The organism is Streptomyces sp. CNH189 (assembly GCF_000527195.1).
Window position 1 is genome coordinate 38,269 of sequence record NZ_AZUS01000001.1, and the last position, 24,367, is coordinate 62,635.

General features: G+C 72.4%; 26 protein-coding genes. 10 read left to right on the forward strand and 16 right to left on the reverse strand.

Going from position 1 to position 24,367, the window contains the following annotated elements; translation table 11 throughout:
* Positions 1-142: 142 nt before the first annotated feature.
* Positions 143-775 (reverse strand): uridine kinase, encoded by a 633-nt coding sequence (locus B100_RS0100175; RefSeq protein WP_024882450.1) that lies wholly within the window; start codon positions 773-775, stop codon positions 143-145.
* A gap of 207 nt (positions 776-982) precedes the next feature.
* Here B100_RS0100175 and B100_RS0100180 point away from each other — a divergent pair, with 207 nt between their 5' ends.
* Together B100_RS0100180 and B100_RS0100185 are read left to right on the forward strand one after the other, a co-directional pair.
* A complete protein-coding gene (locus tag B100_RS0100180) occupies positions 983-1,465 on the forward strand; it encodes an anthrone oxygenase family protein (protein ID WP_024882451.1) in 483 nt (160 codons plus the stop codon).
* Between the two features lie 166 nt (positions 1,466-1,631).
* On the forward strand, positions 1,632-3,122 hold the full coding sequence (locus B100_RS0100185; protein WP_024882452.1) for a glutamate synthase subunit beta: 1,491 nt from the start codon (positions 1,632-1,634) through the stop codon (positions 3,120-3,122).
* A 119-nt stretch (positions 3,123-3,241) separates the two neighbouring features.
* Here the strand turns inward: B100_RS0100185 and B100_RS0100190 are convergent, their stop codons facing one another.
* From B100_RS0100190 to B100_RS0100200, 3 genes are all read right to left on the reverse strand, one after another.
* Complete coding sequence (locus B100_RS0100190; RefSeq protein ID WP_024882453.1) at positions 3,242-4,045, reverse strand: SAM-dependent methyltransferase; 804 nt, start codon at positions 4,043-4,045, stop codon at positions 3,242-3,244.
* A gap of 140 nt (positions 4,046-4,185) precedes the next feature.
* Positions 4,186-4,470, reverse strand: coding sequence for a DUF397 domain-containing protein (locus B100_RS0100195; protein WP_024882454.1), 285 nt, complete (start codon positions 4,468-4,470; stop codon positions 4,186-4,188).
* On the reverse strand, positions 4,471-5,331 hold the full coding sequence (locus B100_RS0100200; protein ID WP_024882455.1) for a Scr1 family TA system antitoxin-like transcriptional regulator: 861 nt from the start codon (positions 5,329-5,331) through the stop codon (positions 4,471-4,473).
* Positions 5,332-5,554: 223 nt separating this feature from the next.
* Here B100_RS0100200 and B100_RS0100205 point away from each other — a divergent pair, with 223 nt between their 5' ends.
* Positions 5,555-6,232: an ATP-binding protein gene (locus tag B100_RS0100205; protein WP_024882456.1), complete on the forward strand. Its 678-nt coding sequence runs from the start codon at positions 5,555-5,557 to the stop codon at positions 6,230-6,232.
* Positions 6,229-6,681 (forward strand): hypothetical protein, encoded by a 453-nt coding sequence (locus B100_RS0100210; RefSeq protein ID WP_024882457.1) that lies wholly within the window; start codon positions 6,229-6,231, stop codon positions 6,679-6,681. The genes B100_RS0100205 and B100_RS0100210 overlap by 4 nt, the downstream gene beginning before the upstream one ends.
* Positions 6,682-6,710: 29 nt before the next feature.
* Here B100_RS0100210 and B100_RS0100215 read toward each other — a convergent pair whose 3' ends face one another.
* The 3 genes from B100_RS0100215 to B100_RS0100225 form a co-directional block, all read right to left on the reverse strand.
* Positions 6,711-6,896, reverse strand: coding sequence for a hypothetical protein (locus tag B100_RS0100215; RefSeq protein ID WP_024882458.1), 186 nt, complete (start codon positions 6,894-6,896; stop codon positions 6,711-6,713).
* A gap of 156 nt (positions 6,897-7,052) precedes the next feature.
* Positions 7,053-7,742 (reverse strand): DUF899 domain-containing protein, encoded by a 690-nt coding sequence (locus B100_RS0100220; protein ID WP_024882459.1) that lies wholly within the window; start codon positions 7,740-7,742, stop codon positions 7,053-7,055.
* 129 nt (positions 7,743-7,871) lie between these two features.
* Positions 7,872-9,236, reverse strand: coding sequence for an amidohydrolase (locus tag B100_RS0100225; protein ID WP_199785193.1), 1,365 nt, complete (start codon positions 9,234-9,236; stop codon positions 7,872-7,874).
* Positions 9,237-9,371: 135 nt separating this feature from the next.
* Between B100_RS0100225 and B100_RS0100230 the strand changes: the two genes are divergently transcribed.
* The gene (locus B100_RS0100230) at positions 9,372-10,322 is read left to right on the forward strand and encodes an endonuclease/exonuclease/phosphatase family protein (protein ID WP_024882461.1); all 951 of its coding nucleotides are present in this window, start codon (positions 9,372-9,374) and stop codon (positions 10,320-10,322) included.
* Positions 10,323-10,607: 285 nt separating this feature from the next.
* Here the strand turns inward: B100_RS0100230 and B100_RS0100235 are convergent, their stop codons facing one another.
* Positions 10,608-12,452, reverse strand: a complete 1,845-nt coding sequence (locus B100_RS0100235) for an FUSC family protein (protein ID WP_024882462.1) — start codon at positions 12,450-12,452, stop codon at positions 10,608-10,610.
* 347 nt (positions 12,453-12,799) lie between these two features.
* Between B100_RS0100235 and B100_RS0100240 the strand changes: the two genes are divergently transcribed.
* Positions 12,800-13,702 (forward strand): MIP family channel protein, encoded by a 903-nt coding sequence (locus B100_RS0100240; RefSeq protein WP_024882463.1) that lies wholly within the window; start codon positions 12,800-12,802, stop codon positions 13,700-13,702.
* Between the two features lie 37 nt (positions 13,703-13,739).
* Complete coding sequence (gene glpK / locus B100_RS0100245) at positions 13,740-15,257, forward strand: glycerol kinase GlpK (protein ID WP_024882464.1); 1,518 nt, start codon at positions 13,740-13,742, stop codon at positions 15,255-15,257.
* 60 nt (positions 15,258-15,317) lie between these two features.
* Here glpK and B100_RS0100250 read toward each other — a convergent pair whose 3' ends face one another.
* Positions 15,318-15,509 (reverse strand): hypothetical protein, encoded by a 192-nt coding sequence (locus B100_RS0100250; RefSeq protein WP_024882465.1) that lies wholly within the window; start codon positions 15,507-15,509, stop codon positions 15,318-15,320.
* A gap of 194 nt (positions 15,510-15,703) precedes the next feature.
* Between B100_RS0100250 and B100_RS0100255 the strand changes: the two genes are divergently transcribed.
* Entirely contained in the window at positions 15,704-16,840 is a 1,137-nt protein-coding gene (locus tag B100_RS0100255; RefSeq protein WP_024882466.1) for a glutathione-independent formaldehyde dehydrogenase, read from the forward strand.
* A 16-nt stretch (positions 16,841-16,856) separates the two neighbouring features.
* Here the strand turns inward: B100_RS0100255 and pip are convergent, their stop codons facing one another.
* Entirely contained in the window at positions 16,857-17,822 is a 966-nt protein-coding gene (pip, locus tag B100_RS0100260) for a prolyl aminopeptidase (RefSeq protein ID WP_024882467.1), read from the reverse strand.
* Between the two features lie 32 nt (positions 17,823-17,854).
* Positions 17,855-18,577, reverse strand: coding sequence for a uracil-DNA glycosylase (locus B100_RS0100265; RefSeq protein WP_024882468.1), 723 nt, complete (start codon positions 18,575-18,577; stop codon positions 17,855-17,857).
* A gap of 127 nt (positions 18,578-18,704) precedes the next feature.
* Here B100_RS0100265 and B100_RS0100270 point away from each other — a divergent pair, with 127 nt between their 5' ends.
* On the forward strand, positions 18,705-19,361 hold the full coding sequence (locus tag B100_RS0100270; RefSeq protein WP_024882469.1) for an RNA-binding S4 domain-containing protein: 657 nt from the start codon (positions 18,705-18,707) through the stop codon (positions 19,359-19,361).
* A gap of 16 nt (positions 19,362-19,377) precedes the next feature.
* Here B100_RS0100270 and B100_RS0100275 read toward each other — a convergent pair whose 3' ends face one another.
* Positions 19,378-20,064 carry a class I SAM-dependent methyltransferase gene (locus tag B100_RS0100275; protein WP_024882470.1) on the reverse strand — a complete coding sequence of 229 codons (687 nt, stop codon included), beginning with the start codon at positions 20,062-20,064 and terminating at the stop codon, positions 19,378-19,380.
* A gap of 149 nt (positions 20,065-20,213) precedes the next feature.
* Between B100_RS0100275 and B100_RS0100280 the strand changes: the two genes are divergently transcribed.
* Complete coding sequence (locus B100_RS0100280; protein WP_024882471.1) at positions 20,214-20,477, forward strand: DUF6343 family protein; 264 nt, start codon at positions 20,214-20,216, stop codon at positions 20,475-20,477.
* A 52-nt stretch (positions 20,478-20,529) separates the two neighbouring features.
* Here B100_RS0100280 and B100_RS0100285 read toward each other — a convergent pair whose 3' ends face one another.
* From B100_RS0100285 to rpsA, 4 genes are all read right to left on the reverse strand, one after another.
* A complete protein-coding gene (locus tag B100_RS0100285) occupies positions 20,530-20,910 on the reverse strand; it encodes a tetratricopeptide repeat protein (protein ID WP_024882472.1) in 381 nt (126 codons plus the stop codon).
* A gap of 50 nt (positions 20,911-20,960) precedes the next feature.
* Complete coding sequence (gene coaE / locus B100_RS0100290) at positions 20,961-21,572, reverse strand: dephospho-CoA kinase (protein ID WP_024882473.1); 612 nt, start codon at positions 21,570-21,572, stop codon at positions 20,961-20,963.
* 45 nt (positions 21,573-21,617) lie between these two features.
* A complete protein-coding gene (locus tag B100_RS0100295; protein WP_024882474.1) occupies positions 21,618-22,556 on the reverse strand; it encodes a PAC2 family protein in 939 nt (312 codons plus the stop codon).
* 230 nt (positions 22,557-22,786) lie between these two features.
* Entirely contained in the window at positions 22,787-24,289 is a 1,503-nt protein-coding gene (gene rpsA / locus B100_RS0100300) for a 30S ribosomal protein S1 (RefSeq protein WP_024882475.1), read from the reverse strand.
* Positions 24,290-24,367: the final 78 nt, after the last annotated feature.

Sequence of the window (24,367 nt, forward strand, 5' to 3'; positions counted from 1 at the left end):
TCGGCGGACGGCACCCGCAGCGGGCGGCTCCGCGACCTGCGCCCCTGGGCCGCGACCGCCGCTCTGGTGCCGCGACCGGTGCCCCAGGTCCGCGAGCCGGCTCCGCCGACCTTCCAGGTCCGTGAGCGGGGGCCGCGCGGTCTCAGCCGCGCCAGGCCGGACGGCGGGGGTCGTCGGCCCGCACCAGCACGTCGGCCGTGGCGGCCGGGTCGGTCTCCTCCTCGTAGCGCTCGAAGGCGGGGAGCGTCCAATGCTCGGTCTCGGGGGTGCGGCGGCGCAGCGCACCGGGCGAGAGAAGGACGTGGACACTCAGATCGAAGGGGAACCAGTGACGCAGCAGAAGCGGTCCGTGCAGCAACAGCACGCCGCCGGGTGGCAGCTGGACGTAAGGGCTGCGGGTGGCGCGGTCGGTGGCCGGGTCCCAGAGGTCGGGCAGCACCCGCCCGCTGCCGCCGGGCCCGAGCGGGTCGAACACCTCGCGCCACAGGGCGCCGGTGTCGTACCAGCCGCCGTAGTAGGACTCCAGGTCCTGGTGGCCGTACTCCAGCCGGACGGAGGCGGGGCGCAGGAAGCCGTCCGTGCCCACGACCAGGCTGGGGCGGCCCCGTGTGCGCAGCGCCTCGGCGAGGCGTTCGGCGAGGTCGCCCGGGCGGGCGGCCGGGGCGCCGTCGAGGGCGACGCGGGGCCAGGGGGCGCCGTCGGCCGTCTCGAGCTCCAGCAGGCGCTCGGCGAGCAGGTCGACGAGCCGGTCCCAGGTGATCGCTTCGAGTCGCACAGGGCCATGATGCGTCACGCCCCCGGCGGCTTCCGAGGCGCCGGGAGGGGGCCCTGCAGCCGTGGTGCCTACGGGCGGGCGCGGGTCGTGGACGCTCCCGCATGGCCGTGCGCTGTTCGGCCATGGCCCGCGGTGTGCGGGGCGCGTTGACTGGTGATGACGGCGACCGGGAGGGAGTTCCGGTCCGAGGGACGGGGGTGACCGCACATGAGCGACGGGCCGTATCCGGTGCTGACGATGCTGGGTGTGCTTGGGACGGGGGTGGTGGCCGGGGTGTTCTGCGCGTTCTCGACGTTCGTGATGCGGGGGCTCGCGGCGCTGCCGCCGGCGCGGGGCGTGGCCGCGATGCAGGCGATCAACGTGGCGGCGGTGCGCCCGCCGTTCATGCTGGTGTTCCTCGGCTCGACGGTGCTGTGCGCGGTGCTGACGGCGGTGACATGCGTGGTGTGGCCGGACGAGGGCGCGGTCGCGTCGCTGGAGGGCGGTGCGCTGTACCTGTGCGGGTCGTTCGGGCTGACGGTGGTGGCGCACATACCCCGGAACGACCGGCTGGCCCGGCTGGAGGCGGACAGCGCGGAGGCGGCCGCGTACTGGCCGGTGTACGTGCGCGGGTGGACACGGTGGAACCACGTCCGAGCCCTCGCCTCGGCCGGTGCGGCGCTGGCGTACCTGCTCGCCCTCACCGGTTGACGTACCGGCGCCCGCACCGGCTCCCACCTGCGCCGCACGGGCCGGCAGGGTGTCGTGCGGACGGCGTCGGGCGCGCTGCGGGCGGGGGTGGGCGGACGTATCGTGTGCGCAGGAGTGCCGCCCGACGACGCACGGCCTGTCACCCGCCCACGCAAGGAACACGGCCATGGCCGATCCCAAGGGTTTCCTCACCACACCCCGCCAGGACTGGCCGCGCCGGCCTGTGGAGGAGCGGGTCCGCGACTGGGACGAGGTGTACGTCCCCGGGGGGCTGCTGCCGATCATCAGCACGCAGGCGGACCGGTGCATGGACTGCGGTGTGCCGTTCTGCCACGAGGCCTGCCCGCTGGGCAATCTCATCCCGGAGTGGAACGACCTGGTCTCACGGGAGGACTGGCGGGCGGCGGCGGAGCGGCTGCACGCCACCAACAACTTCCCCGAGTTCACGGGGAGGCTGTGTCCGGCTCCGTGCGAGGCGGGCTGTGTGCTCGCCATCAACCAGCCGGCGGTCACCATCAAGAACGTCGAGTGCGCGATCGCCGACCGGGCCTGGGAGGAGGGTTTCGCGGCACCGGCCCCGCCGGACCGGCTCTCCGGTCGTACGGTCGCGGTCATCGGCTCGGGTCCCACCGGACTGGCCGCGGCCCAGCAGCTGACCCGGGCCGGGCACACGGTCGCCGTGTACGAGCGGGACGACCGGATCGGCGGGCTGATGCGCTACGGCATCCCCGAGTTCAAGATGGAGAAGCACCATCTGGAGCGGCGGGTGGAGCAGATGCGGGCCGAGGGGACGAGGTTCCGTACGTCCATCACGGTGGGCCGGGACGTGGACGCGGCGGAGCTGCGGAGCCGCTACGACGCGGTGGTGATCGCCACGGGGGCGACGGCGTGGCGGGAGATCGCGGTGCCGGGACGTGAGCTCGCGGGGATCCATCAGGCCATGGAGTATCTGCCGCTGGCGAACCGGGTGCGCGAGGGCGACCTGGAGACGTCGCCGCTGTCCGCGGAGGGCCGGCACGTCGTCATCGTCGGGGGCGGCGACACGGGCGCCGACTGTCTTGGCACGGCGGTGCGGGAGCGGGCCGCGTCGGTCACCCAGCTCGACATCTACCACCGGCCGGGCGCCGAACGCGACGAGGAGGCCGAACCCTGGCCGACGTATCCGAAGCTGTACCGGCTGTCGGCGGCGCACGAGGAGGCGGGTGCGCTGCGGACGGCACCGGCGGCGGACGCGGACGCGCGGCTGTTCGCGGCGTCGACGCTGCGCTTCGACGGGGACGCGGCGGGGCGCGTGAGCGCGCTGCGTCTGGTGGAGGTGGACGCGGGTCGTCGTCCCGTGCCGGGCACGGAGCGGGCGCTGCCAGCCGACATGGTGCTGCTCGCGCTCGGTTTCTCCGGGCCCGATCAGCGGGACGGGCTGACGGCCCAGCTCGCCGTGACGCTGGAGCCCCGTGGCACCGTGGCGCGCGGGGCGGACTTCGCCACGAACGTCCGGGGGGTCTTCGCGGCGGGGGACGCCGCACGGGGGCAGTCGCTGATCGTGTGGGCCATCGCAGAGGGCCGGGCCGTGGCGGCGGCGGTGGACGGTTACCTGACGGGCGGCACATCCCGCCTGCCGGCACCGATCGGCCCGTACGACCGGCCGATGACGGCCTGACCAATCCGCGGAAACCGCCACCTCCCCACGTCGGCGACCGGCCCGGCCGGCATCTGCACACAGGCCACCGCCCCCGGACCCCCGGGGCGAACCGGGCGTACGGGGGCGGGCGCGCGGGACTACGGCTTGCGGGCCACCGCGCCGTAGCCGGGGATGACCCCGTCCTCCTGGCCGGGGATCGGGTCGCCCAGTTCGGGGTGCCACAGGTGCGGCACCTCGACGCCCGGCTCCACGAGGTCCAGGCCGTCGAAGAAGCGGGTGAACTCCTCGCGGCTGCGCAGCGCCAGCGTGACGCCCGCGGCCTTGAGCTTCGCGACGGCCGCTTCAGACTCCTCGGGCGTGAAGTCGGCCGTGGCGTGGCTGATCACCAGGTGGCTGCCCGAGGGCATCGCGTCCAGCAGCCGCCGCACCAGCTCGTGCGCGCCGTCCTCGTCGGGGACGAAGTGCAGCAGGGCGATGAGCGAGAGACCGATCGGCTCGTCGAAGTCGAGGATCTTGCGCGCGCCCTCCAGGATCGTGTCCGGGTCCCGCACGTCGGCCTGGAGGTAGTCGGTGACCCCCTCGTCCGTGCCGCGCAGCAATGCCGCCGCGTGGGCCAACACGATGGGGTCGTTGTCGCAGTACACGACGCGGGCGTCCGGCGCGATGCGCTGGGCCACCTGGTGCAGGTTCGGTTCGGTGGGTATGCCCGTGCCGACGTCCAGGAACTGACGCACGCCCTGCCCGGCGAGCCAGCGCGTGGCCCGCTGCATGAACGCGCGGTTCACGCGTGCCATGACCGGCACCCGCGGGTCCAGGGCGAGCATCTGCCGGCCCATGGCCTCGTCGACCGGATAGTTGTCCTTGCCGCCGAGGTACCAGTCGTACATCCGCGCGGGATGCGGCCTGGTGGTGTCGATCTCCGCAGGGTGCTGCCCGGTCATGACAAGCTCCGTAACTGTCCGCAAGCCTTAGTGATCAATTCAGTGCCAAGTTGGTGAGTGATGAGTGCCAAGTGCCAAATGCTGAGCGCGAAGTGCCACGTGCCAAGGGGGAAGAAACAAGGTAGTGCGGCAAGCGGGGGTCAGGACAGCAGGAAATCCGCCTCTCCGGCCTTGGCTCCCTCGATGAAGGCCGTCATCTCGGCGGAGGTGTAGATGAGCGCCGGCCCGTCCGGGTCGGTGGACTGGCGGACGGCGATGCGGCCGTCGTCGAGCTTCATCGCCTCCAGGCAGTTGCCGCCGTTGCCGCCGCTCCAGGGCTTGTGCCAGCCCTCGCTGCCCAGCTCCCGCGCGGGCATGCCGTTGTAGATCCTCCCGGCGCGCGCCCGCGCACGCGGTTGGGTCTTCGGGGGCTTGATGAGTTCCATTCACAGCTCCTTGCGGAGATCCCGGAGGATCTCCTTCGTGCGATGTGCCGTGGCGGCCTGGGCCGCCATGCGGTCCATGACCTCGAGGTGGGTCGCCACCTCGGTGCGCGCGTCCAGGTAGACGGCGCCGGTCAGGTACTCGCTGTAGACCATGTCCGGCAGTTCGGGCATGGCGAATCGGAACAGCACGAACGGCCCGTACGTGCCGGGGTGCGGCCCGCTGTCGAAGGTCGCGACCTGCAGCGTCACATTGGGCAGCGCCGCCGCTTCGAGCAGCTTGTCGATCTGTGCACGCATCACCTCCGGGCCGCCGACCCGGCGGCGGAGCGCGGTCTCGTCCATGACGACCCACAGTCGGGGCGCGTCCTCACGGGTGAGCAGTTCCTGCCGTTGCATGCGCAGGTCGACGTGGCGCTCTATGTCCTCGGGCCGGGTCTGCCCTATGGCACCGGAGCGCAGCACGCCGCGCGCGTAGTCCTCGGTCTGCAGCAGTCCGGGGACGAAGTGGGGTTCGTAGCTGCGGATGAGGGAGGCCGCGCCCTCCAGGCTGACGTACATGGAGAACCAGCCGGGCAGGATGTCGTGGAAGCGCTGCCACCAGCCGGGCTTGTTGGCGTCCTCCGCCAGCTGCACGAAGGCGTCGGCCTCCTCGTCGGAGACGCCGTAGGCCTTCAGCAGCAGCTGGAGGTACGGGATCTTGAGCGCGACCTCGGCCATCTCCATGCGGCGTACCGTGGCGGGGGCGACACGCAGGATGCGGGCGGCCTCCTCCCGCTTGAGACCGGCGCGCTCACGCAGGTCCAGCAGGCGGCGCCCGAGGACGACCTGCCCCACCGTCGGCGCGGACCGGGGTTCACTCACGCTCCACCTCCCTCGAACAAATCCTGACAGCCCGGCGGCGCCATTCGATGATCAGCCACGAAGACCGTTCGAACCGAACACACATTCGAATCAATCTTCGGCGATCCCAACTGGCGCCGCGCGAGGTCCTGTTGCGAGCAGTGTGCCACGCCAGTCCAGACCGTCACACAGCACTCTGCATTTTTCAGAGTGACACTTGCCAAGTGTTCACGGCGGGGCGATAGTGGCAAGCGTGATTCCGTCCGCGCCCTTAGGAACAGACGCCGCCGCGGCCCCCGTCGGCCTCGGCGCCGCCCCGGCCACCGCCCCTTCGGGGGACGACGCCGCGCGCCGGTTCCGTTTCGAACTGGCCGCCCACCCGGGTTCCCCTGCCCGGGCCAGACGGCTGACCCGGGCCCGGCTGTCCGGCTGGGCGGTGTGCGAGGACACCTGCGACACGGCGGCCCTGATCGTCTCCGAGCTGGTCACCAACGCCATCGTGCACACCGCGAGCAGCAGCGTCGTCTGCGAGCTGCACGACGGTGACGACCTGCTGCGCATAGCCGTGCGGGACGAGGGCTGCGCCCCGGACCGGCCCCGGGCGAACACCCGGCAGCGGCCGGAGGAGGAGCACGGGAGGGGACTGCTCCTCGTCGACGCCCTGTGCCACGCGTGGGGCGCCAACGAGCACGGTCCCGGCCTGCTGGTCTGGGCGGAACTCCCGCGCCAGGCGGACACCCCGCACGAACCCGCCGGACCCCGCAACGACCTCGGCTGGGGCGCCCGGCCCAAGCCCGGCCCGGCCGGCGGCTCGGGGGACGGCGACAGCGACGGCGACGAGAGCGCCCGTTCGCATCCGGCGCAGAAGAGCCTCGACATACCCGCGGGGCGGCATCCCGGCCGGGACGGAGGACGCGCGTGACGAGCGCCGGCGGTACCCGCGCGCTGAGCCTGGACTCACTGGTCCGCCTGCAGCGCGGACGGACGGCCCCGGACGCGCCCCGGCGCCTCCCGGTCCCCGACGGCATGACCGCCCCGATGGGCTGCGACGCGGTGGCGGTGCCCGCCCGCTTCGGCCCGCTGGTCCTGCCCCGGCTGCCCCGCGTGGGGTGCGTCTACGCCGATGAGGCGCACTGGTGGTGGCTGGTCCCGTCCGACTCCGACTACGCCCTGGACTGGCCCGCCCCCGCGCACTACGCGGCCGGTGCGGTTCTCCCCGACGGCCCGGCCGCCACGGGCGACGCCGGCCTCCCGGGTCTCATACACCGCCCGGACGGCACACTCCCCTACACGCCGCCGATACCGCTCTACCTGGCCCTGTGCCGGCTCACGGAGACCACCCCCGCCTGGTCACGCCCCGTCACCGCCTGACGGCCTCCGACGACCCCTCGCGGGACCGCTCACGCCACCGCCTCACCGCCGGCGCGCTCGCCGCGGACGATCACCAGGAACATGTCGGTCGCGAGGTCCATGACAACCTCGGCGGGCAGGCCCTCCAGGCGCCGCGCGTGCGCGAACTCCTCCGCGGGCCATGAGCCGCGCGGCCCACCTGCGGGAAAGCGTTCGAGCACTGTTCGCCCGTTCACCCTGCCACCTCCATGTAGCGCTGTACTCGTAGAGTTAAACGCCAACCATGGGGCGAACGCCTCGTCCGGTGACGGTACTGAGACGTAGTTGACACCCGTTCACTGCCAAGTGTGAGCGCGCTCTCAGCTTTTCGGAGTAATCCGTCACCGTCCGTGTCAGAGGTCGTACTCGTCGTGGTAGCGGAGATGCTCCTGTGCCACAGGTGCTCCGACGGCCCACGCGCGCCCCTCGGGCTCCTCCCACGGTTCCTGCCTGCCGAGCGCGGTGAGGTCCAGCAGGCTGGTGGTGGAGCCCAGCCCTTCCAGACCGCGCCCGTAGGCCGAGTAGGTGTGGAAGACGCGGTCGCCCTCACGCAGGAAGCAGCTCACGCCGGGCCGCTGGACGGGGGTCCCGCCCTCTTCGGAGAACACCTCGAAGTCGGCGTCGAAGTCGCCGGGGTACGACGAGTACCAGGGCACCGTCCACCCCATCCGCGCCTTGAACGGCAGGATCCTGGTGAACGGTGCCCGCGAGACGGCCACGAACGTGGTGCGCCGCGCCTGGAGGTGTGCCAGGTGCCCGATCTGGTCCAGGAAGGCCGAACAGCAGCGGCACCCGGACTCCCACTCCGGGGCGAACTCGAAGTGGTGCACGACGAGCTGCTGCCGCCCCTGGAAGAGGTCGAGGAGCGTGGCCTTGCCGTCGCCGCCCTCGAAGACGTACTCGCGGTCGACGGGGACCATCGGCAGCCGGCGCCGTTCGGCGCGGAGGGCGTCGAGCGCACGGGTGACGGCCTTCTCCTTGTCGAGCAGTTCTTCGCGCGCCGCGCGCCACTCGGCGCGCGAGACGATCTCCGGAAGCGACATGGTTCCTCCTGTGCGACGGTCCCGTTGCGAGGGGTGACCGGGCGGCCGCTCGGAACTCATCGTTCGCGTCCAAGATCTTTTCCGCCGGGCCCGTCCGCGCCGGCCGCGCGCCGGCCGTCGCGCGCCGGTTCAGGTGTCGTACCGCTGGATGCGGCGGCCGTGGCTCCGGTCGGTCAGGGCGGGCAGGCGCTCCCCCAGCTCGCGTACGGTCTCGGGGACGTCGACGGTGAGCAGGCACCGGTCGCGCATGAGGATCCGGCCGTCCACCACGGTCGTACGGACGTCGGCGGCGCGGGCGCTGTGCACCAGGGTCGCCGCCAGGTCGTGCACCGGCTGGGTGTGCGGGCCCGTGAGGTCCACGAGGACGATGTCGGCGCGGTGGCCGGGCGCGATCCGGCCCACGCTCCCCTCAAGGCCGACCGCGCGGGCGCTCTGCAGGGTGGCGTGGTGCAGCGCCTGACGGGAGGTCAGCCACCGCGGGTCGCCCTCCACGGACTTCTGAATCAGGGAGGTGAGCGCCATCGACTCCCACACGTCGAGGGAGTTGTTGGAGGCGGCGCCGTCCGTGGCGAGGCCGACCGGCACGCCGATGTCCCGCAGCGCCCGCACGGGCGTGGTGGTGGGCCAGGCGAACTTGAGGTATCCACGGGGCGCGGTCGCCACCGCCGTACGGCCGTCCGCCCGTTCCAGCAGCGGCAGGTCGCTCTCGACGATGCCGGTGCCGTGGGCGATGAGCACGTCGGTGTCCAGGACGCCGGTGCGGGAGAGGACCTCGACGGGGGTGACGCCGTGCCGGGCGAGGGAGGCCTCGGTCTGGTCGCGGTTCTCAGCGGCGTGCAGATGGACGGGCAGGCCGTGCGCGCGGGCCAGTTCGGCGGTGGCGGCGAGGTCGGCGTCGTCCACGGTGTACGGGGCGTGCGGGGCGAGCGCGGTGGTGATCCGCCCGCCGGCGCTCCCCCGGTGCCCGAGCGCGAACTCCAGGGACCGCTCGCGCCCGCCGGGGCCCTGGGAGGAGAAGTACGTCTCCCCCAGCAGCGCCCGCATCCCGCTCTCGGCGACCACCGGGGCGACCGCGTCCATGCCGAAGTAGTGGTCGGCGAAGCAGGTGACGCCGGCCCGGATCATCTCCGCGCAGGCGAGCCGCGCCCCGAGGGTGACGTCCCGCTCGGTGAGGTTGGACTCCACCGGCCAGACCACGTCGTTGAACCACTGCTCGGTCGGCAGGTCCTCGGCGAGTCCGCGCAGCGCCACCATGGGGGCGTGGGTGTGGCAGTTGATCAGGCCGGGCAGCGCGACCTGCCCGCGCGCGTCGATCCACTCGTCGGCCGTCCGCCCGGCGACGGCCCCGGCGTCCGTCACCTCCGCCACGGCCCCGTCGCGCACCACGACGGCGGCGTTCTCACGGAAACCGACGCGCTCTTGATCGTCGTGCGTGAGCACGGTGCAACCGGTGATGATGAGCCCGGCGGGACTCTCCACGGCAGAAGGCGTCATCACGTCAACGTACGACGGGACCCTGACCCGGGGTGAGCCGAACCGCGACATCCCGTCGCGGCACTGTCGCGGGGCGGGCCGGGCGCGCACCCTGGCTCCGACCACGAGCCCGCCCACGGCTGAAAGGGGCCCGCCTTGCTCCTCGGCACCTGGAACCTGGAGAACCTGTACCGGCCCGGTGGCCCCTTCGGGCCCGACGACGAGGCCGCGTACGCGTCAAAACTGGCCGCGCTCGCCGCGGTGATCACGGAACTGGATCCGGGGCTGCTCGGCGTGCAGGAGGTGGGCGACCCCGGCGCGCTGGAGGATCTCGCCGGACTGCTGGACGACGGCTGGCACGTCGCGCTGTCCGAACACGCCGACAGCCGGGGCATACGGGTGGGGTTCCTCAGCCGTACGGAGATGACGGTGGTCGCCGACACGGCGATGTTCCCGGCGCGGGTCCTGCCGGTGCAGGCGGACGACACGGGACTGACCGCCGGCCGGGCCGGGCGGGGGTTCCTCGCGGTGGAGGTCGCGGGCGAGCGGGAGCCGTTGCGGGTGGCGGTCTGCCATCTGAAGTCGAAGCTGCTGTCGTATCCCGACGGCCGTTTCCAGCCGCGCGACGAGGGTGAGCGGGCCCGGTACGCCGCCTACGCCCTGTACCGGCGGGCGGCCGAGGCGGCGGCACTGCGCGCACTGGCGGACGAGTTGCTGGAGGGCGACGGGCGGGAGCGGGACGTGGCCGTGCTCGGCGACCTCAACGACGGGGTGCAGGCGGCTACGACGCAGATACTGCTGGGGCCGCCCGGCTCGGAGATCGGCACCCCCGGGTACGACCGTCCTGACCGGGGGGACGCGTTCCGGCTGTGGGACGTGGCCCCGCTCATCCCCGCGGCGGAGCGGTACTCGCGGGTGGAATCCGGGCGGCGGGAGCTGATCGACCATGTGCTGCTGAGTCACCGGCTGGTGCGGAGGGTGTCGGTGGCGGGGACGGGGCTGCCGGGTGACGGGCCGCCCCGGCTGCCGTCCGTGGGGGCGGATCCCGGGGAGCGGCGGGGGGTGGCGGGGTCGGATCATGCGCCGGTGTGGGTGCGGGTGGGGTGAACGCGGGGCGTTCTTCGGGGGGTTCCCCCTGCGGGGGGCTGCGCGAGATTGCGGGTGCCGGTTCTACTGGGCTGGTCGCGCCGTTCCCCGCGCCCCTTACGGGGCCTCAGCCCGCGGCGATGGGCGGCCACCGTTGGTGAGCGACCGGCCGCCGAGTCCGCGGGTGCAGGTGCGTGGGGGCTGGTCGCGCCGTTCCCCGCGCCCCTTCGAGGGCTTCAGCCGCGGCGATGGGCGGCCACCGTTGGTGAGTTGGTCGCGCCGTTCCCCGCACCCCTTCGGGGGCGCTCAGACGGTGTTGGGCTGTGGGTGTGCTCGGGGGTCGAGGTTGTTCTGGAGGGTGGTGAGGCGGTGTAGGTGGTGGGGGTCGAGGTGGCCGGTGTCGTCCAGGTGGACGGCGCAGGCGGTGGTGATGTCGACGAGCAGTTCGAGGGTCGTGGCGATCTCGTCGGCGCCGTCCGCGTGCCGGGCGAGCGGCGGGAGTTCGGCGGAGGCGAGGGTGATGGCGGTGCGGGCCTCCGCGAGGGTGCGGTAGGCCTCGCGGCGCAGCGCCCAGCGGGCCTCGCGGTCCTCGGACTCCCCCAGGACGTGGGCCAGGTACTCCTGCGCGGCCGCGCTCGCCTCGGTGAGCCGGGCCCGGATGGCGTCGCCGCGCCGGCCCGGTGTCGGCAGGTGTCCGACGACCAGCACGATGGCACAGGCGAGCAGGGTTTCGCCGATCCGGGCGAGGGACGCCTGCGGTTCGCCTCCCGCCATGACCAGGGCCAGCACGAGCACGGTGACGACGGCGGTCTGCGCGGCGAAGTGCCGGGTGGCGAGGGGGATCAGTGCCCCGCAGACGGTGACGACGGCGACGAGCCCTTCCGGCCGGGGCAGCACCGCGGCGAGCCCGGCGAACAGCAAAGCCCCGACGACGGTTCCGGCGGCGCGGGACATCACCCGGGAGGCGAGCGGCCCGAGGTCGGGCTTGACGAGGAAGACGGCGGTGGCGGGCAGCCAGTACCAGTGCTCGTGCTGCCCGTACCAGCGGGCGTGGTACAGCGCCTGGGCGACGGCGGCGCTCACCCCGAAGCACAGGGCCACCCGCATCCCGTACTCCCGGCCGCGCGCGCCGAGGACGGTCCGCAGGACGGCGGCCCGGGACCGCCTGCGGCCGTGCAGCCGCCCGCCGTCGGCGCGGTCGAACGCCTCGGCCGCGTACAGGAGGGCGTCGTCCAGAGCGCGCAGACCGGGGGCGTGGCGGGAGGGGGCGGGCAGCGGACCGGTGGACGCGCCGTTGCGTACGGCGGCGGCCAGGCGGCGCGGCCCCTCGGAGGCACGGTCCGGCACCTCCTCCCGCGCCCAGGCCAGCGCCGTCGCGGCCTCGGCGAGGGGCAGGGCCGCGGCGTACTGGGCGTGCAGCCGGCGCTCGGCCGCGGAGGAGGGGTGGCGGCGCAAGCGGGGTCCGGCGAGCGCGTCCTGCGCCTGGTCCAGGGCCGCGGTGAGCGCGGCCCGCCGTACGGGCGCCCGGTCCGAGCCCGCGGCGTCGAGGAGTGCGGCGATCGCCTCGTAGACCCCGGCGACGGCGGCGCGCTCCCCGTCGAAGCGCAGCCCGGACCGGAGGTCCCCGGCGAGCGAGCGGGAGGTGGGCAGTGCGAGCCGCAGCAGAAGCAGCCATCCCGCGCCCGCGAGGAAGGCGAACGCCCGCAGCCATCCCGGCTCGGGCAGCGGCATGCCCGCCCCGACGGCGGCGCCGACCAGCAGTTGGGTGCCGACGGAGGAGCCGACGGGTCCCAGCGCGCTGGTCCCGCCGGCGAGCAGGCCGAGGGCGGTGAGGAGCAGGGTGAGCGGCACTGCGGGGGCGTGGTCCCCGGCGAGGGTGCCGGTGAGCAGTCCGGCCGCGCCTGCGAGGGCCGGGGCCCCGATGCGTGCGACGGAGGCGCGGCGGCTGCCGGGCCGGTCGTTGATCCCGGCGAACATGGCGCCGATCGCGGCGACCACCCCGAGGGTGGGCCGCCCGGCGAGGACGGCGGCCAGCAGCAGCGGCCCGCCGCTCAGCGCCCCGCGCAGCAGCGCGCTCCAGGAGACCGGCCCGCGCTGGGACCGCAGGGCGTGGGCGAGCCACGGGGGTACGGCGGGGGCGGTGCGAGTCACAGGGCTCCAGTCGTCCGGTCGAGGCGAAGTGGGCCTTCGGGCGACGGTGGCCGAGCGGATTGCCTGCCCCCACGCTAGGCCGTCCCGTGGGACGGAAGCGCACAGGTGTGTTTCCGGCGTGTGACATCACGGGCGGCCGGCCCGCCGACGCCCGGCCGGTTCCGGCCGGGCCCCGTGGAGCCGACGACCCGCGCGGCCCCGCAGTATTCGCCGTCGAGGCCCCCACCGCTCCTCGAATTGGGCTGTTGGTGGGAAAGCTTTCTCTCCGCGCGCCCGGTCACCTCGTTGCACCTACGCTGCCGACAAGGGAAGGCAAAGTCCGCGCCATTTCAGTTCGAGGAGAGCCGATGGCTGAACGCATTGCACCTGCGCGCCGACGCGGATATCGCGAAGGCCTCGGCGGCGAGATGCTCGCTGAATTTCTGGGGACTTTCGTCCTGATTCTGCTGGGTATCGGATCCGTCGCCGTCGCACTCGTGGGTCTGCCCGGGTCGGGGCGCCAGTTCGTGGACTTCGGTCCGGCGAACTGGCTCATCATCTGCTGGGGCTGGGGCTTCGGCGTCATCTTCGGCGTCTACGTGGCGGGCGGCATCAGCGGCGCCCACCTCAACCCTGCGGTGACGCTGGCCTTCACCGCACGCAGGGATTTCCCCCTGAAGAAGGTGCCGGCCTACTGGCTGGCCCAGGTCCTCGGCGCCTTCGTCGCCGCCGCGCTCGTCTACGCCTGCTACCACTGGGCGATCGACGCCGCCGACGCCAAGGCGGGGCTCGCCCGCGACCAGTCGCTGGGCACCTATTCCATCTTCGCCACCTTCCCCGCGGAATACTTCGGGGATTCCTGGTGGGGTCCGCTGCTCGACCAGATCGTGGGCACGGGAATCCTGCTCCTGCTGATCTGCGCGCTCATCGACATGAAGAATGTCGCGCCCCTGGCGAATCTCCACCCGTTCCTCATCGGCCTGGTGGTCGTCGCCATCGGTATGACCTTCGGCACGAACGCCGGTTACGCCATCAATCCCGCGCGTGATTTCGGCCCCCGGTTGTTCACCTACTTCGAGGGCTGGGGCGACATCGCGTTGCCGGGCACGTTCGGGTGGTTCAGCGGCTACTGGTGGATCCCCATCGTCGGCCCGCTGATCGGCGGTGTCATCGGCGTGCTGGTGTACGACCTCCTCATCAAGCCGGTGATCAACGCAAGGGCACGGGCGATGGAGGCGCAGGAGGAAGGCCCGGCCACCGAGGACGTGTAGGTCCCCGGCCTGTCGTCACTCACGAAAGGTGTCAGCGATGCCCGAATTCGTAGGCGCGGTGGACCAGGGGACCACCAGCACCCGCTTCATGATCTTCGATCATGCCGGTAACGAGGTGGCCAAGCACCAGCTGGAACACCAGCAGATCCTGCCTCGTTCCGGCTGGGTCGAGCACGACCCGGTGGAGATCTGGGAGCGCACCAACACGGTGATCCAGAACGCGCTGCGCGACGGCGGCCTGTCGGCCTCCGACCTGCGGGCCATCGGCATCACCAACCAGCGTGAGACGACCGTCGTGTGGGATCCGCGCACCGGCCGTCCGTACTACAACGCGATCGTCTGGCAGGACACCCGCACCGACAGCATCGCCGCCGCCCTCGAACGCGACGGCCACGGCGACACGATCCGCCACAAGGCGGGGCTGCCGCCGGCCACCTACTTCTCCGGCGGCAAGATCAAGTGGCTGCTGGACAACGTGGACGGGCTGCGCGAGGCGGCCGAGGCGGGCAACGCCCTGTTCGGCAACACGGACGCCTGGGTGCTGTGGAACCTGACCGGTGGCCCCAACGGCGGCATCCACGCCACGGACGTCACCAACGCCAGCCGCACCATGCTGATGAACCTGGAGACCCTCGACTGGGACGACGAGCTGCTCGGCATCTTCGGCATCCCGCGGTCGATGCTCCCGGCCATCCACCCCTCGTCGGACGCCGAGGCGTACGGCCAGGCCCGTACCTCCCGCCCGCTGGGCGCCGCCGTGCCGATCACCGGCGTCCTCGGCGACCAGCACGCGGCCACCGTGGGGCAGGTCTGCTTCTCCCCCGGCGAGGCCAAGAACACCTACGGCACCGGCAACTTCCTGGTGCTGAACACCGGCACCGAGCTGGTGCGCTCGCGGAACGGGCTGCTGACGACGGTGGCCTACCAGTTCGCCGGCAGCCCGGCGGTCTACGCGCTGGAGGGTTCCATCGCGGTGACCGGTGCGGCGGTGCAGTGGCTGCGCGACCAGCTGAAGATCATCGGGAGCGCCCCGGACAGCGAGCAGCTGGCGCGGTCGGTGGAGGACAACGGCGGCATGTACTTCGTGCCGGCCTTCTCGGGCCTGTTCGCCCCCTACTGGCGTTCCGACGCCCGGGGCGCCATCGTCGGTCTGTCCCGCTTCAACACCGGGGCGCACATCGCGCGGGCCACGCTGGAGGCGATCTGCTACCAGAGCCGTGACGTGGTCGAGGCGATGGAGCAGGACTCCGGGGTGCACCTGGACGTGCTCAAGGTGGACGGCGGCGTCACCGCCAACGACCTGTGCATGCAGATCCAGGCGGATGTGCTCGGGGTGCCGGTCAGCCGGCCCGTGGTCGCGGAGACCACCGCGCTGGGCGCCGCGTACGCGGCGGGTCTCGCCACCGGTTTCTGGAGCGACACCGACGAACTGCGCACGCACTGGCAGGAGTCGAAGCGCTGGGAGCCGCAGTGGAGCGACGACCGGCGCCAGCAGGGGTTCCAGGACTGGAAGCGGGCCGTCGAGCGCACCCTGGACTGGGTCACGGTCGACTGAGCCGGCGGCCGGCGCTTCGCGGCCGGAGCGTCAGCGGTCGGCGGATCAGTGCTCAGCGGGTCAGCGGTCGGCGATGTCCTCGCGGAGACCGTCGGAGAACTCCCACCACGACAGCGGGAGCCAGTCGCCGTTGACGAAGGCGTCGACGGAGGCGCCGCGGCCGCGCACGGTCACGGTCGTGCCCGGGGGGTACAGGGTGCCGGACAGTCCGGGCACGGCCACGAGCAGGGTTCCCAGCCTTTGAGCTGCCATTTCCGCCTGTTCCCCTTTCGTCGGGATGTCGGTCGCGGCGCCCGCGGAAGGGGGCCGGGCGTCGCACGATATTCGTCGGATGCTACCGGCTTGCCCCGGTCACAAGACCGGAGAATCATGAGATATCGGTCACGCGGGCCATCGGGAGGGGCGTCACTGCGGGACACGCACACCAACCGAACGGAGAACGCATCATGAAGGCCGTCGTGTACAAGGGACCGTTCGAGGTCGCCGTCGAAGACGTGGACAACCCCACGATCCAGCATCCGAACGACGTGATCGTACGGGTCACCTCGACCGCGATCTGTGGCTCCGACCTGCACATGTACGAGGGCCGCACGGCCGCCGAGCCGGGCATCACCTTCGGCCACGAGAACATGGGCACCATCGCCGAGGTCGGCCCGGGCGTCACCTCGCTCAAGGAGGGCGACCGCGTGGTCATGCCCTTCAACGTCGCCTGCGGCTTCTGCACCAACTGCGTCGAGGGCTTCACCGGCTACTGCCTCACCGTCAACCCGGGCTTCCCGGGCGGCGCCTACGGCTATGTCGCCATGGGCCCCTGGAAGGGCGGACAGGCGGAGTACCTGCGCGTGCCCTACGCCGACTTCAACTGCCTGAAGCTGCCGCCGGGCACCGAGCACGAGAAGGACTTCGTGCTGCTGGCGGACATCTTCCCCACCGGCTACCACGGCTGCGAACTCGCCCAGGTGCGCCCCGGCGACAGCGTCTCGGTGTACGGCGCCGGCCCGGTCGGGCTGATGGCCGCGTACTCGGCGCTGTTGCGCGGCGCGAAGAAGGTGTTCGTGGTCGACCGGGTCGCCGAGCGGCTCCAGAAGGCCGAGGAGATCGGCGCCGTGCCGATCAACTTCGCCGAGGGTGACCCGGTCGAGCAGATCCACGACCAGACCGAGGGCATGGGCACCGACAAGGGCATCGACGCCGTCGGCTACCAGGCCTCGGCGGGCGGCGGCACGGACCGCGAGGAACCGGCGACCGTGCTGAACTCGCTGGTCCGCACGGTCCGCGCCACCGGCATGCTCGGCATCCCCGGGCTGTACGTCCCGTCCGACCCGGGCGCCCCGGACGAGCAGTCCAAGCAGGGCATGCTGCTGGTCGCGGTCGGCAAGCTCTTCGAGAAGGGCCTGAAGCTCGGCACCGGCCAGTGCAACGTCAAGCGCTACAACCGGCAGCTCCGCGACATGATCATCGAGGGCCGGGCCAAGCCCAGCTTCGTGGTCTCGCACGAACTGCCGTTGGACCAGGCGCCGTCGGCGTACGACAAGTTCGACAAGCGCATCGAGGGCTACACCAAGGTGGTGCTGCACCCGTAACGGGCCGGCGGGCCCGTCAGGCCGGGCGGCGGGCGTACCGGTCGGTCGCCGCCACCAGGGCGTCGTCGCCGGTCGCGCCCGCGTCGTGGCCGGCGTCGTCGACGACGATCAGCTCGCTGTCCGGCCAGGCGTGGTGCAGCCGCCAGACGATGCCGAGAAGGTTGCCGAAGTCGAGGCTGCCCTGGACCAGGGTGCCGGGGATGCCCTTGAGGAGGTGGGTGTCGCGCAGGACGACGCCCTCCTCTCCCCCGTCGCCGAAGAAGTGGTCGTTGCCCCAGTAGTGGGTGACGGTGCGGGCGAAGCGCAGGCGGTACGCGGGATCGCGGAACCGCTCGACGGAACCGGGCGGCGCGGGGATGATCGCCGTCTCCCAGTCCGTCCACGCCTGGGCCGCCCGGGCCCTGACCTCCGGGTCGGGTGATTCCAGCAGCCTGTTGTACGCGGCGGCCAGGTTGCCGTCCCGCTGCTCCTCGGGCAGTTCGGCGAGGAAACGCGCGTGGGCCTCCGGGAAGATCTGGCCGAGGCCCCGCGTCAGCAGGCCGACCTCCGCGGGCGAACCGGTGGTCACGCCGGTCAGGACGAGCTCGGACACCACACCCGGGTGCGTCTGCGCGTAGCGCAGGCCGAGGGCCGAACCGAAGGACACGCCCCACACCAGCCACCGCTCGATGCCCAGGTGGGCGCGGAGCCGCTCCAGGTCGGCCATGAGGTGCGGGGTCGTGTTGACGCCCATGTCGGTGGCGGGGTCGGCGGCCGACGGCTCCGACCGTCCCGCGCCGCGCTGGTGGAACAGCACGATGCGGTAGGCGGCGGGGTCGAAGTAGCGTCGCAGGCCGCCGCCGGCCCCCGAACCGGGGCCGCCGTGCAGCACCACCGCGGGCTTGCCGCGCGGGTTCCCGCTGGTCTCCCAGTAGAGACGGTTGCCGTCGCCGACGTCGAGCATGCCGTGGTCGTACGGTTCGATTGCGGGATACCTGGCCATCGGGGCACCGTACCGCCGCCGCGCGGGCCGGCTCACCCCCTTTCCGTGGGGCTCAGTCCGGCCGCTTCGGCCGCCGTGCGCAGGACGTCCCGGAGCATCTCGGGGGTGAGCTTGCCGGTGAAGGTGTTGCGCTGGCTGACGTGGAAGCAGCCGAACAGGCCGAGCGGCGGCCCGTCGGCGGCGTCCAGCACCACGTGGGTGCCGTGTCCGAAGGCGGGCCGGGGCCGGGGCACGGTCCAGCCGGCCTCGGCGAACGCGGGCAGCGCCGCCTGCCAGCCGAAGGCGCCGAGGACGACCGCCGCCCGGACCGTCGGCCGCAGCAGGTGCAGTTCCTGCACCAGCCAGGGGCGGCAGGCGTCCCGCTCGGCCGGGGTGGGCTTGTTGGCGGGCGGGGCGCAGTGCACGGGCGCGGTGACGCGGACGCCGTACAGCTCCAGTCCGTCGTCGGCGTGCGTGGCGGTGGGCCGGGAGGCGAGCCCCACGTCGTACAGCGCCTGGTAGAGCACGTCGCCGGAGCGGTCGCCGGTGAACATCCGGCCGGTGCGGTTGCCGCCGTGGGCGGCGGGGGCGAGGCCGATGATCAGCAGGCGCGCGTCCGGCGGCCCGAAGCCGGGCACCGGCCTGCCCCAGTACGTCCAGTCCGCGAACGCGGCCCGCTTCGTACGGGCGACCTCTTCGCGCCAGTCGACCAGTCGGGGGCAGGCACGGCAGCCGCTGATGCGCCGGTCCAGCCGGCTCAGGCCACGGGGATCCATGGCTCCACGGTAGGCGGCGGGCGGGTCACACGGGCGCGGGGTGCAACTCCACCTCCCCGGCCCGGTGCATCGGGCCCGCGCGGATATCCCGCACGGGCCGCGGGGCGCTGGGGCTAAGGTCGGGAGCATGGTTGCGGAGGGTGCGCAGGACGACAAGGTGGCCGGTACGGCCGGTGACGCGGCGGCGGACGGGCCCGCCGACGGCGCGGGGACGACGCCCGAGCCGACGGACCCGAAGATCGCCGCGGCGGTGGCGGCCGCCGAGGCGGCCGGACCGCAGAACGGCGAGAGCGTGCGGATCGACAGCTGGATCTGGGCGGTACGGCTGGTGAAGACCCGGTCCATGGGGGCCGCCGCCTGCAAGGGCGGGCACGTCCGGGTGAACGGCGAGCGGGTGAAGCCCTCGCACTCCGTGCGCGTCGGTGACGAGGTACGGGTGCGGGTCGAGACACGGGAGCGGGTCGTCTTCGTGAAGCGGCTGATCCGCAAGCGGGTGGGCGCCCCGGTGGCCGTCCAGTGCTACATCGACAACTCGCCGCCGCCCCCGCCCCGCGAGGCCGTCGCCCCGGCCGGTGTCCGCGACCGGGGCACGGGCCGCCCGACCAAGCGCGACCGCCGGGAGATGGAGCGGCTGCGGGCGCTGGGCGGCCCCGGCCCGTTCGGCGGGTTCGCGGGTCCGCCCGCTCCCGGCACCCCGTCCGCCGCAACCGACGGACCCGGCGGGCGAGGCAGGCCCGCGGGCCGCGGCACGGGCGGTGGCAACCGCCGGGGCCGGAACAAGTGAGCCCGGTGTCCCGCGGTCAGCCGCGGGACACCGGCACCGCCCTCACCCACGTCCGGTCCTCGGTCAGGTACCGGTCCACCTTCAGCCCCTGCTCCGCGAGTGCCGCCTCGAACTGCTCCCTGGTCAGCGGTCGCGCCCGGAACGTCTGCGTCCAGGTCGCGTCCGGGAACACGTACTCCGCGCGCACCGAGTCGACGCCGTCACCCACCGGCTCCACCGACGCGATCCGCACCGTGAAGCCCGCCGGGTCGGCCCGCTCGCGCGGCACGTCGGTGTGGTAGTCCTCGCCCTCCCGCTGGATCAGCACGCACCCGTCCTCCGCCAGGTGCCGCACGCAGGCGCGCAGCATGCCCCGCCGCACCTCCGTGTCCCCCGTGTGCACGAGGAACGAGGCGAGCAGCACCACGTCGAACGTCTCACCGAGGTCGAGCCGCTCCACGGTGCCGCATATCGTCCGCGCGCCGCGGACGCGCCGCAGCATCTCGGCGGACTCGTCCACCGCCGTCACCTCGAAGCCGCGCTCCACCAGCGCGTGGGTCATCCGCCCGACACCGCTGCCCAGCTCCAGGATCCGCGCCCCGGACGGCACCGCGGCGGCGATGACCTCCGGCTCCTTCCCGACGGGCAGCCGCTCGTACAGCTCCACCGCGCAGCCGTCCGGGGTGATCGCCCCGGGCCCCGTCCCCTCATGGCCTTCACGCATCGTCGGTTTCATGTCTGTCGAACGGCCCGCGCCCGCACGCCCGTTCCCCTCCCCGCCGATGCCACCCGATCGAGTGAACGCGTGGTCCGGGGCGATTCCGGGAAGCCGTGAGGAGAGGGACCGCCGGCGTGGACGGAGTGGGGATCGCGATGCGTACGGGCAGTGAACCGACGACCGCGCGGAGTCCGCTGCGGATGCGGTTCTGGCTCAGCGTGTGGGGCGTCGTCTGGACGGTGGCCGGGACGGTGGCGTTCGCGCTCGCGGGACATCCGGGCTGGGCGCTGGCCTGCGGAATGCTGTTCCTGCTCGTGACGGCCGACCTGGTCTTCGTCCTGCGGCACATCCGCCAGGGCCCGCACTACCAACCGGGCCGGGACGTCCCGCCGTACGAACCGCCGGCGGGCCGGCGCTGAACGGATACGGCGAGGCGTCGTCGCCTGCCCCGTGCGTCGGCTCAGCCGTCGATCAGTCGTCGAAGCGGGCCGCCTTCAGGTACTCCGGGTTGGGGTCCAGCGCGGCCGCCAGCCGGAAGTGGCGCTTGGCCGGGTGGGGGCGGCCCTGGCGCTGGTAGGTGCGGGCCAGCGCGAAGTGCGCGAAGGCGTTGTCCGGCTCCCGCTCCAGGACGAGGGAGAACTCCAGCTCGGCGGGCCGCAGCTGGGCCGCCGCGAAGAAGGCGCGCGCCCGCAGCAGCCGGGCGGCGGTGTTCTCGGGGTGGACGTCGATGACGCCGTCGAGCAGCTTCACCGCGCCCCGCGGGTCCCGGGAGGCGAGCAGGTGCTCGGCGGCACGGAAGTCGATGACGTGCGTCTCCGGCGTACGTCCGGGCGCACCACTGGTTTCGGGCACGGCGCAATCCTTCCCTCGCTGAACGGGATCAACGCCCCGGGCGGTGCCGGCTATTCCGGCGGGGACTCCTGCGCGCGCCGGACCAACTCGGCCCACACCTCCTCGACGCGCCGCCGCAGGGCGTCGAGGGGCACATCGTTGTCGACGACGATGTCGGCGATCGCCCGGCGCTGCTCGCGGCCTGCCTGGGCGGCCATGCGGGCCCTGGCGTCCTCCTCGCTCATGCCGCGCAGCCGTACCAGCCGGTCGAGCTGGGTCTCGGGGCTCGCGTCGACGACGATCACGAGGTCGTAGAGCGGGGCGAGGCCGTTCTCGGTGAGGAGGGGGACGTCGTGGACGACGACGGCGTCCTCGGGCGCGGCCTCCTCCAGCTCCCGCGAACGGGCGCCCACCAGGGGGTGCACGATGGCGTTCAGCCGGGCCAGCTTCTCCGGGTCGCCGAAGACGAGGGCGCCGAGGCGGGGCCGGTCCAGGCCGCCGTCCTCGGCGAGGATCTCCTCGCCGAAGGCCTCCACGACGGCGGCGAGGCCGGGAGTGCCCGGTTCGACGACCTCGCGTGCGATGCGGTCGGCGTCGATCAGCACGGCCCCGCACTTCACGAGCAGCCGCGACACCTCGCTCTTGCCGGCTCCGATACCGCCGGTCAGCCCCACTGTCAGCATGGGCAGCAGCCTAGGCCCTGACGCCGGCCGGCGGTCCGGCGGGCGTCAGTTGTCGCCCTCCCGCTCGGCCAGGAACTTCTCGAACTCGCGGCCGATCTCGTCCGCCGACGGGATGTCCACCGGCTCGGCCAGCATGTTGCCCCGGGTCGCGGCGCCCGCCGCTGCGTCGTACTGGTGCTCAAGACCCTGGACGAGGGCGGTGAGCTCGTCGTCGCCCTCCCGGATCTGGCGGTCGATCTCGGTCTGGGTGCGCTGGGCGTCGGTACGCAGCGCATGCGCCACGCCGGGCAGCACCAGTCCGGTGGCGGCCGTGACGGCCTCGAGCGCGGTCAGGGCCGCGTCCGGGTACGGGGAGCGGGCGATGTAGTGCGGCACGTGCGTCGCGACGCCCAGGACGTCGTGTCCCGCCTGCATGAGCCGGTACTCGACCAGGGCCTCGGCGCTGCCGGGGACCTGCGCCTCGTCGAAGGGGCTGTTGCTCACCGGGACGAGGTCGGTGCGGTTGCCGTGCGGGGTGATGCCGACGGGACGGGTGTGCGGGACGCCCATGGGGATGCCGTGGAAGTTCACCGAGAGGCGCACCCCGAGGCGTTCCACGATCTGGCGCACGGCGGCGGCGAAGCGCTCCCACTCCACGTCCGGTTCGGGGCCGGAGAGCAGCAGGAAGGGCGCGCCGGTGGCGTCCTGGACGAGCCGCACGGTGATGTCCGGCTCCTCGTAGTCGGTCCACCGGTCGCGGGTGAAGGTGAGCAGGGGGCGACGCGCCCGGTAGTCGACGAGCCGGTCGTGGTCGAACCGGGCGACGACCTGGTGGGGCAGCGAGTCGAGGAGCCGGTCGACGATCTGGTCCCCGGTCTCCCCCGCGTCGATGTATCCGTCGAAGTGGTAGAGCATGACAAGTCCGGCCGACTCCTGGGCCAGCGCCATGTCGACGACGCTCAGACCCTTCGGCTCCCAGGCGTACAAATCCTGCGGATCAAGCACAGTGACCGCTCCTCCTCGTGTTTCACCCACCACAACGTGGCACGAAGCACAGGCATTCCCAGCACGCCGCGGATGCCCTGAGGGGAACGCCTCGAAGGGGCGCGGGGAACTGCGCGGGACCCCCCACGGGTGCCGCAGCCGACAACGCACCGCACGGGGGCACGCCTGAGGGGCCGCACCTCGAAAGGTACGGCCCCTCAGTTCAACCGCTACACCTCAGCGGCGAGCGTTCAGCTCTGGCCACCCGCCAGCTTCTCGCGAAGCGCGGCCAGCGCCTCGTCCGAAGCCAGGGCGCCGGACTGGTCGCCACCCTCGGAGGAGTACGAACCGCCGCCGCCACCGCCGGACGCGACCGGAGCGGCAGCCTCGCCACCCTCGGCAGCGGCCTTCTCGTCCGCCTCGCGGGACTTGATGACCTGCGCCTGGTGCTGCTCGAAGCGCTGCTGCGCCTCGGCGTACTGGCGCTCCCACTCCTCGCGCTGCTTCTCGTAGCCCTCGAGCCAGTCGTTGGTCTCGGGGTCGAAGCCCTCGGGGTAGATGTAGTTGCCCTGGTCGTCGTAGGACGCGGCCATGCCGTACAGGGTCGGGTCGAACTCGACCGTCGACGGGTCGGCACCGAAGGCCTCGTTGGCCTGCTTCAGCGAGAGGCTGATGCGACGGCGCTCGAGGTCGATGTCGATGACCTTGACGAAGATCTCGTCGTTGACCTGGACGACCTGCTCCGGGATCTCCACGTGGCGCTCGGCCAGCTCGGAGATGTGGACCAGACCCTCGATGCCCTCGTCCACGCGGACGAACGCACCGAACGGAACCAGCTTCGTGACCTTGCCGGGCACGACCTGGCCGATCTGGTGGGTGCGGGCGAACTGCTGCCACGGGTCTTCCTGGGTCGCCTTCAGCGACAGGGAGACGCGCTCGCGGTCCATGTCGACGTCCAGGACCTCGACCGTGACCTCCTGGCCGACCTCGACGACCTCGGAGGGGTGGTCGATGTGCTTCCAGGACAGTTCGGAGACGTGAACCAGACCGTCGACGCCACCCAGGTCCACGAAGGCACCGAAGTTGACGATCGAGGAGACGACGCCGGAACGGACCTGACCCTTCTGCAGGGTGGTGAGGAACGTCTGGCGGACCTCGGACTGGGTCTGCTCCAGCCAGGCACGACGGGACAGGACCACGTTGTTGCGGTTCTTGTCCAGCTCGATGATCTTGGCCTCGAGCTCCTTGCCCACGTAGGGCTGGAGGTCGCGGACACGGCGCATCTCCACGAGGGAGGCCGGAAGGAAGCCACGGAGGCCGATGTCGAGGATGAGACCACCCTTGACGACCTCGATGACGGTACCGGTGACGATCCCGTCCTCTTCCTTGATCTTCTCGATGGTGCCCCAGGCACGCTCGTACTGGGCGCGCTTCTTCGAGAGGATCAGGCGGCCTTCCTTGTCCTCCTTCTGGAGAACAAGGGCCTCGATCTCGTCACCGACGGCGACGACCTCGTTGGGGTCGACGTCGTGCTTGATCGAAAGCTCGCGGCTCGGGATAACGCCTTCGGTCTTGTAACCGATGTCGAGCAGGACCTCGTCCCGGTCGACCTTCACGATGACGCCGTCGACGATGTCGCCGTCGTTGAAGTACTTGATCGTCTCGTCGATCGCGGCGAGGAAGGCTTCCTCGTTACCGATGTCGTTGACCGCTACCTGCGGGGTGGTGGCGGTGGTCTCGGTGCTGCTCGTCATGTGGGAAAGGGCTCCGGTACGGACATTGAAGTCGTAGGTACTGCTACGCCGGAGCCCGTTTCGCTCTGCAGAAGCCGG